Annotated in this window: 7 protein-coding genes and 1 pseudogene; 2 read left to right on the top strand and 6 right to left on the bottom strand. The window is 45.3% G+C overall.

Annotated features, from left to right (window positions below; genetic code table 11):
* Nucleotides 1-61: 61 nt before the first annotated feature.
* Both QUA71_RS28380 and QUA71_RS28375 read right to left on the bottom strand, forming a co-directional pair.
* Nucleotides 62-160, bottom strand: a pseudogene (locus QUA71_RS28380) (glutathione S-transferase family protein); the annotation flags it as partial.
* A gap of 120 nt (nucleotides 161-280) precedes the next feature.
* Entirely contained in the window at nucleotides 281-862 is a 582-nt protein-coding gene (locus tag QUA71_RS28375) for a manganese efflux pump MntP family protein (RefSeq protein WP_333290247.1), read from the bottom strand.
* A gap of 197 nt (nucleotides 863-1,059) precedes the next feature.
* Here QUA71_RS28375 and QUA71_RS28370 point away from each other — a divergent pair, with 197 nt between their 5' ends.
* Nucleotides 1,060-1,659, top strand: coding sequence for a cytochrome b/b6 domain-containing protein (locus tag QUA71_RS28370; protein ID WP_333290245.1), 600 nt, complete (start codon nucleotides 1,060-1,062; stop codon nucleotides 1,657-1,659).
* A gap of 278 nt (nucleotides 1,660-1,937) precedes the next feature.
* Here the strand turns inward: QUA71_RS28370 and QUA71_RS28365 are convergent, their stop codons facing one another.
* The 4 genes from QUA71_RS28365 to QUA71_RS28350 all read right to left on the bottom strand — a co-directional run bounded on the left by QUA71_RS28365 (nucleotide 1,938) and on the right by QUA71_RS28350 (nucleotide 6,935).
* On the bottom strand, nucleotides 1,938-4,298 hold the full coding sequence (locus QUA71_RS28365) for a cache domain-containing protein (RefSeq protein ID WP_333290243.1): 2,361 nt from the start codon (nucleotides 4,296-4,298) through the stop codon (nucleotides 1,938-1,940).
* Nucleotides 4,299-4,893: 595 nt separating this feature from the next.
* Nucleotides 4,894-5,358 carry a hypothetical protein gene (locus tag QUA71_RS28360; protein ID WP_333290241.1) on the bottom strand — a complete coding sequence of 155 codons (465 nt, stop codon included), beginning with the start codon at nucleotides 5,356-5,358 and terminating at the stop codon, nucleotides 4,894-4,896.
* Between the two features lie 189 nt (nucleotides 5,359-5,547).
* Nucleotides 5,548-6,108, bottom strand: a complete 561-nt coding sequence (locus tag QUA71_RS28355; RefSeq protein WP_333217478.1) for a sugar O-acetyltransferase — start codon at nucleotides 6,106-6,108, stop codon at nucleotides 5,548-5,550.
* 152 nt (nucleotides 6,109-6,260) lie between these two features.
* The gene (locus tag QUA71_RS28350) at nucleotides 6,261-6,935 is read right to left on the bottom strand and encodes an MBL fold metallo-hydrolase (RefSeq protein WP_333217477.1); all 675 of its coding nucleotides are present in this window, start codon (nucleotides 6,933-6,935) and stop codon (nucleotides 6,261-6,263) included.
* Between the two features lie 33 nt (nucleotides 6,936-6,968).
* Between QUA71_RS28350 and QUA71_RS28345 the strand changes: the two genes are divergently transcribed.
* Nucleotides 6,969-8,422 (top strand): site-2 protease family protein (locus tag QUA71_RS28345; RefSeq protein WP_333290239.1); only part of this gene is annotated, 1,454 nt, incomplete at its 3' end.

The following is an 8,422-nucleotide window of genomic DNA, read 5'->3' as shown; positions in this document are numbered from 1 at the left end:
TTGCTAGAGTGTTGATAGAAATCAGTCTAGCAAAACCTGAAAGTATTGATAAAGCGTTGAATATATCCAGCATGACGAATTCGTAGGGAACTCCTATTTCTTCTAGATACCACTTGACAATTGAGGCCCTGCTGCGGGCTGCGCCGTAAAGTTTCAGCACGGAATTTTTATCCTTTAACGCAATATTGCTGTTATAGCATTTTTTGGGAATTGGGAATTAAAGTCACCAGAGACTCTGATGTCAATGTTCGACTGATGACTACTGACTACTGACTAATTACTAATTACCGATAACTAATGGCATTTCTGTCAAGTGCAGAAACAAGATTCTGCTGCCAATAAAAATCAAAATGGCTCCGCCCAATATCTCAATTTTATTAGCAAATAAGTTGCCGCACTTGTGCCCGATAAACACCCCTGCAAAGGCTAAAAAGAAAGTAATAAATCCGATCGCAGTCACCGCAGGAGCAATAGAATCTTTCAGGACAGCAAATCCGAGGCCAACTGCTAGAGCATCGATACTCGTCGCCACCGACAGCGTTATCAAAGTCCCCGTATCTAAGGGATTGAACTTTTTCTCGCATTCTTCGCTTTGCAGCGATTCATAAATCATTCTCCCGCCAATGAAACTCAAAAGCCCAAAAGCGATCCAATGGTCGATCGGTGTTATCAAAAAACTAAAACTAAGACCGAGCAACCATCCTATGACGGGCATTAAAGCTTGAAACCCTCCGAAAAATAAGGCGATTTTTAAAGCTTTATTGACCTTCATGTGTTTGATTGCTAAACCGCTCGAAACAGCAACAGCAAAAGCATCTGCTGCTAGTCCCAACGAAAGTAATATGGTAGTGGCTGCATCCATTTTTGTAAAGTGTTAGGTTTTATAAATAACGTGCTTCTCTTGACTGTTTTAGTTTACACTAAATTTTGATATAATTACGTTATTATCATAATATATTCATTTTTGACTCACATTTATTTCACAATTGGCGAGAGTTGAAAAAATCAGCGCTTAGCTGTATTCTGTAAAAGATTATTTATCAAGTAACAGAATCGACTATGCCGCAATCTAGACCGTACCAGCCATTGCTGCTCAGGTTACTGCATGGGGTTAACGCTGCGATCGCCCTTTTAGCAATTTTGAGCGCATTTCTGGTTTACAACACCTACGATGGGCGGTTTGGCAAAGTCCCCGTGCCTCAGATTGCAGATATTATTGGGATTCACGGCACTTTTGGCAAGATGTTGCTGTTAGGAATAATGCCGGCTTTTGCATTGTACAGTTTCCACCCCGGTCAAAAACGCTTGGTGCAGCCGGATTCTTTTGGGAAACTAACGCAGTTGGGAAAACCGATTTGGTGGTACAGTTTGCACCGGATTGTGAATACGTTGATGTTGCTGGCACTGACTTGGGCGATCGCTTCTGGCAGTATGGTTAAGGAAGAATGGCTGCCGGCTGGGGAATTGACCCAGGTTTGGTATTATTTACACGCTTCTGGTTGGGTGGTATTGGTGTTTTGTCTGGCAATGCACTTGTTGATGAGTGCGAAAGTGGGGGGTTGGCCGCTAATTTTGTCGATGTTTGATGCCGCATATCGCCCGGAAGATTCGCCGGCGGCTTGGTGGAAGAAAATTCGCTCTTTGGTCGATCGCTCTTAATGTGAAAATGCTTAATTTGAAAATGAACAAAAATATTTTATTAATTGTTGCGGAAGTCTTGGTAATGGGAGGTTGGTTGTTTGCTGTGGTTGCACCTTTATTATTTCCCTAATCCTATCATAGCAATTTGGGTTAACAAATGATCGTTAGGTTTGTAGTGAAGACTTCAGCCTTCTGTTTTATGATGACTAAAGTCTTGACTGCGAAGCCCAATTAAGCTTTTCGCCGAGCTTGCTGGCAAGATTTGCGACTGGTTTCCCTGGCGGCAAGATGCGATATCAAAGGATCGGCAATTTTACCATAAACTCAGCACCGGCCCCAGTTTGAGATTTAATTTGAGATTGCACGGGAGATTCAACTGTAAGGCGGCCGCCGTGCAATTCTACAATAATTTTATAGCAAACCGACAAGTCCAATCCTGTAAAATTTTTAAATGATTTAGTATGACCAGACTGGTCAAATATTCTGTGTTGAATTTCCGGGGGAATTCGGGCGCCGTTGTGGGCGATCGATACTGCAATAAACCTGGCGGGATAACCCTCGACAATATCTGTTTTAATTGTAATAATTTGATCGGAGTTTTCAATACTCTTAAGAGCATCAATAGCATTGCTGAGGAGACTCGCGAATACCTGGCTCAGTAGACCGGGATAACACAAAATGGGCGGCAGGTTGTGGTACTCCTTGACTACTAATATTTTTTGCTCCAGCCGGCTCGCTAGCAACAGCAAAATATTGTCGATGGTTTCATTTAGGTTGGCGTGTTCTTTGTTGGGTTCGTCAGGAAGCGAAAATTTCCGCAAAGCAAGGACTATCTGGCGAATGCGATCGGCTCCTATTTTCAAAAGGTTGAGAATTTGCGGCAACTCTTCGCTGATAAAATCTAGGTCGCAGGCCTCTATTTCTTTGGCAATTCGCGGCACAGGTTCGGGATATTGTTCGCGATAGAGGCGAATAATATTGAGCAAATCTTTGATATAATCGTTAACGTGAATCAGGCGACCGTAAATAAAGTTAATCGGGTTATTAATTTCCTGGGCAACTTCGGCGGCTAGTTGACCGACAATTGTCATTTTTTCGCTTTGTACTAAATGCTCTTCGGTGATTCTGAGTTTTGCTAATACTTCTTCCAAAAGTTTGAGTTCTTCTTGAATTTGCCCGTGGAGTTGGGATTGGGAAATTGCGATCGCCAGCGAGTCTGCAATTGCTTCCAAAACTTCCACCTCGTCGGGAGTCCCAAACCGCCGGTTTGCACAGGCGAACAGATATCCAAGCCGATGATTCTGAGTTAGTACGGGTACTGCTGCGTAGTGACTATTTGTGAGTTCGATATGGGCGTGTTCCTCAGACGCTGTGGCATCAGGGGCGGCCGTTTTATGTAGCAGTATCGTTTCGCAGCGGTGAAGCCGTGCAGCTAAATCTCCAGAGGGCCCTCCTGGAACACCAAAGATTCCCAAGCAGGCCGGCAAACCTTCCCGGCAATATTCCCAGCCAAATTCTAAAGTATCTTGTCGGGGATCGTACCATGCGAAAATTGCTCGATCGAGCTTCAGTAAAATACCGAGTTCGTCTACTGTAGTTTGGAGGATGCGATCGAGGTGCAAGGAAGCGCGAATGCGGCCGGTCAAGCGGTGGAGAAGGCCTTCTGTGCGACTGCGAATGCAATTTAGGGCAAACAGCTTGAGCGCCACAATTGCTGCGAAAATAGCTGCGGCGGCAAGTACGCCGGCCGCTACTGCTAGTATCTTGAAAGGAAGGAGTTCTTTTTCGAGATTGTCGCGGGGAATTACGAGGGCGATCGACCATTCAGCTTGTTCTAAAGGAAGATAGGCAACATAAACTCTGGCGTCGTTGATTTGAGTCAGCACAATGCCCGTTTTTTGATAAACCATCTCCCGGGCTACATTTGCCAAATTAGCATCTGCAGACTCTAAAAGACTCGGAGCCGATTTGTCTATATTTCCGATTAATCGAGCGTCGGGATGCACAATCGGCACTCCTTGAGAATTGAGAACAAAAGCGTAAGTTCCTGCCCCATATTCCAGCTTTCCTACTACTTGGGCAATTCGGTCGATGCTAATGACGCCGTTGATTACTCCGATCGGCTTTTGTGCTTTTTTATCAAGAGAATTTGCCGAATTTGACCACACCGGAGCCGAAATGGGAACAATACTTTGTCCTTTGAGCGTGCGAGAAATGGTAGGATCGGAAACATAGACTTCCCCAGCCATTGCCTTTTTAAAGTGTTGGCGGTCGCTCACATTAATCAACGCTCTGCCCACTTTTGTGGTGAAATAAGAACCGTCGGGATCAATTAATGCGAAGTGCTGGAATTCTTGCAGTCGATTTACTTCCGATTTTAAATAAGGCTCTGCAACTGACCAATTCATCGAACGAACGGGAGGAGTGTGGGCGAGGATTTCGATCTCAGCCTTTCTAGTGCCGAGCCAGCGATCGATCTTGTTGGCGCGATCCCTAACTTCTAACAAAGCATTTCGCTCGCTTTTGGTGATAATCAAGCGGCGAACGCTTTGATAGCTGATCCAACCAGTGATGCTAGCTGCCAGAATTGTTACGCCCAAAATTAAGAGCGAAGTTTTGTACCCAAGATGGTATTCGCCCTTTAATCCCGCTGGCAATAGTCGAGTTAATCTCCACCACTTTACTCTCGCAAAGCTTCGCATGGTTTGACCAATTTGTGAGATTGAAATCCTTAGCTCACCTGCGATGTACTCGCCCGCCTGCCAGTAGTCTGAAACTACTAGCCTTCAATAATTGCGGGATTTTTTAATTTTTTCCCGCCGGCCGGCTCACCTTGTTAAACTGGAATAATATTCTATCATTTTTTTGATGAATTAAAACTTTTTATTAACAACTTAAGATTTTTCTTAACAGTCGTTAATAATTTATGTTAATTAGGTGATGTGAGTAATGCGAACCCTACATTGAGATGTTTGGTGTTTGTCTTAATAACGAAATATTAAAAAATTTTCCTTGATTAAGAAACTAAAAACTTGTTAAATCTTTAATTTACATCGTTTCCGGTTGCCTCGGTATTTTTCAAAAATCCCAACAGTCAGTTGGCCCGAAAGCATAATTTTAGTCAACAATCAACAGTCAAAAATCAAATTGAGGAGTGCAACCGGAATTCATATTACATCTCAAAACTCGGAACTATTTTCGGTGCATCCGCTGGCTGAGGCACTGTTAAATTGCCCGAGTTGCGCGATTTGTTTAAAGAACCTTGTGAGTGTGTTCGTGCTGTTTCACATTGTCTTCAGTGCGAATGACGCGCTCGGAGTTGAGCACTCTTTTGCGTTCTAAGGAATAAGTAAAGTCGTTGCGAACTGTTCCCACGGGAATGTGAAGTTGAGCTTGGGGGCGGATTTTGTAAGTGCGGGCAGCGGCGATCGCCCGAAAGCCAAATTCTTCGCTAAACTGAGCTGAGGTAGGGAATTCTGGCAACATTTTGGGTGTGTCGCCGTCGAGCACTGCTCCCAAAGTCGTCCCGCAAATCATTAAATAAGATGTGGGAATTCCCTTCAAAATTGCTTCCAAAGCTGCTGAGGGAATAGCTTCGATTACTTGCACTTCAAAAACTTCGCCTTCTTCTTTGATGAAGCAGGTAGCTACACCGACTGCTATGTAGTCGTCGGTGCAGAGATCGGGAGCGTTGGCATAAACTGTTGCAGTCGTCATAAGAAAAGCTTGGTAGTGTGGAAACCGGAAACGAGAAATTAAGCGATTTTAGATTTGAGATTTGAGATTTTTTCCAGCGTTTTTTTAGGGGATTTTACGTGAAAAATATCAAACCGGCTGTTCTAACACCTAAAATTTTTGGGTTAAGCTCCAAGGAGCCGATCGCACGATTGTGTCGATCGTACCACATCAAGGTAGATGCCGGATGATTCGGCAAGGATTCCCCGCCGCCACGACGTTTGCGGGAATATCTTTGACAACAACACTGCCTGCGCCGATCGTGCTATTGTCGCCAATAGTGACTCCTGGACAAATCATACTGCCGCCACCAATCCAAACATTATTGCCAATATTAATTTCAGCGGCGAGTTCTTGGCCAGAAAGCCTTATTTCCGGGTCGGTGGGGTGAAAAGCTGTGTAAATTTGCACGTAGGGCCCGCACAGTAAGTTTTCGCCAATGTTAACTCGATTGCAGTCGAGAATCACGCAACCAAAATTCATGTACAACCCGTTTCCAGCATAAATATTGCTGCCGTAGTCGCAGTAGAAAGGTGGCTCGATTTCAACTTTTGGCCCAACTGCACCGAACAATTCTGCGAGAATTTCTAACCGTTTGTCTGGTTCGTCTTCGCGGGTAGAATTGTAGGTTCTGGCGAGGCGGCGCGCTCGCTGGCGCTCTAAAATTAATTGCTCATCAGCAGCTAAATACAATTCGCCGGCGAGCATTTTTTGTTTTTCGGTTTTTTCCACAGTTTTTTCCAAGGTAAGAATCGGCGGTTGAAACCGCTACTTCACCAACGAACTTCCTCTCTAAGAGGCTGAAGAATAATGTAGGGTGCGCTAGGCGCACCTTACCGCTATAATTAGCGCGTCAGATCATTTTTTGATGTTGCAGCATACATTTAGGGTTCAGGTTTTGACTGCAAACAAACAGCTAAATCCAGATTGGCTAATTGCTCAAAAGCTCGATCGATCGATCCTTTTCCGCGCAAAAAACCAGTATTTGCACCGGGACAAATATACTGTAAAGTTTCTGGCGAAAATCGATCGATAATTGACTTCACGCTGTTAATTTGCCTGGGCCAGTGAAAAGTTTTTGCCGTCAACAGCGGTACTGGGGCGGCTTCTCGGTTGGGGAGCAAGTGCCTACCCGAAAACAGCACTCCACCGCTGCCACTATGATAAAGGCAAGAGGAACCAGGAGAATGGCCAGGAGTCCAAAATGCTTTGATTCGATCGCTCACAACAAATTCTCGCTCAAAAACCGTCACCTTCAAACCCGGCAGTAAATAAGCTTCCTGCTCTTGAATCAGGATCTCGCACCCCGTGGCTTCCTGAATCTCCCGCGCCTTGGCGATAGCGCCGCGGTGCGTGAGAAACAGCAGTCGCACGCCGCCGTGTTCCCGCAAAAATGTTTGGTTAATCTCATCCCAAGCGGGACAATCCACCAGGATGTTAGTTTGGTTTTCTACAATGAAATAGGCTGTTGCACCCAGAGTTTCCCGGTTAGGCGGGAAAGCAAGGATATTGTCGAGCACGGGCCTGGGTTGTTTGGAGACTAAAGTCTGTTGTTTCAAGGAAGTATTTCAGAAGGGAATGGGATAAATATTATGTTCTTTTTACTATGGTTGTTCGTATTGGGGCTGATATCGTACTACTTGTTGCAGAACGGCACCAGCCGCATCACCAGGACTCCGATATGGCTGCTGTGGCTGGTAATGATGGCGCCCGCGCTGATTTGGAGTGGTTGGATTTTAGTTTACGGTACCAGCAAAACTGTACCGCCGGAGTTGGTAATTATACCTTTTCTGGTTTGCCCTTTTTTGTATTGGTTTTTGGTACAGTTGGGGCGCAAGAAAATTACCGCCGAAACTGCTGAGCAGCTAGCAGCAGAAGCGACTGAACCTGCAAAGCCAAAACCGCCCGTGCGCCCGATCGATGCAGCGGAAGAAGCGAGTTTGCGCGATTGTTTTCCTTGGTCAATTTACTTTTTGCGAGATTTGGAATTTCGGCCGCAGGCTGTAATTTGTCGCGGACAGTTGCGGACAAACCCCGAGGCTGCTTATAAGGCAATTCGGGAGAATGTGGAGAGGCTTTTTGGCGATCGCTTTTTAGTAGTCTTTCAAAACAGCTTGAGCGGTCAACCTTTTTTTGCCATAGTTCCCAATCCCAGCCACCAATCAGGGGAAACTCCTGTCAAAACTGAATCTGTAACCCGACCCTTTTTTGCATTAGCTTTGCTGCTGATCACGGTGTTTACGACTACGCTTGTCGGGGCGCGACTTGCCGGAGTTACTGAACAAGCTTTGCAGTCCAACCCATCAATATTGCTCCAGGGTTTGGCTTACTCGCTGGCTCTAATTACAATTTTAGCAATTCACGAATCCGGCCACTATTTAGCTGCCCGATTCTACAAAATTCGCACGACTTTGCCTTATTTTATCCCGATTCCTTTTTTCTTAGGAACTTTTGGGGCTTTCATTCAAATACGGAGTCCAATTCCCAACCGCCGAGCTTTATTTGATGTTAGCATGGCCGGGCCCCTTGCGGGTTTAGTGGCGACAGTGCCATTATTAATTTGGGGTTTGAATCATTCGACTATTGTACCGCTGTCTGACAAGTCGGGAATGTTAAATTTTGAGTCTTTCAAACCCAGTTTTTCGCTGCTGATGACTTTGTTGAGCAAGTTAACCTTGGGCGGCGCTTTGAATGCGGAAACTGCGATCGATTTGCATCCGGTAGCGGTGGCGGGTTATTTGGGTTTGATCGTGACGGCGTTTAATTTGATGCCGGTGGGACAACTCGACGGCGGGCACATCGTACACGCGATGTTCGGCCAGCGAGCGAGTATGGCGATCGGGCAAGTTGCTAGACTTTGTATGTTGCTGCTTTCTTTTTTGGAACAGGGTTTGCTGCTGTGGGCGATTATTTTGTTTTTCACACCACTAAACGACGAACCGGCGTTGAATGATGTCAGTGAATTGGATAATCGTAATTGCTCAACTAGGGGAAAAAATGGAGCCATCAATAGAGAGAGCTTGTTGAATAGATTGATAAGCAGTTA

It is taken from the genome of Microcoleus sp. MON1_C5, assembly GCF_036701875.1.
Taxonomy (GTDB): domain Bacteria; phylum Cyanobacteriota; class Cyanobacteriia; order Cyanobacteriales; family Microcoleaceae; genus Microcoleus.
The sequence above is the reverse complement of the archived record's forward strand: the minus strand, read 5'-3'. Positions and strand labels throughout refer to the sequence as shown.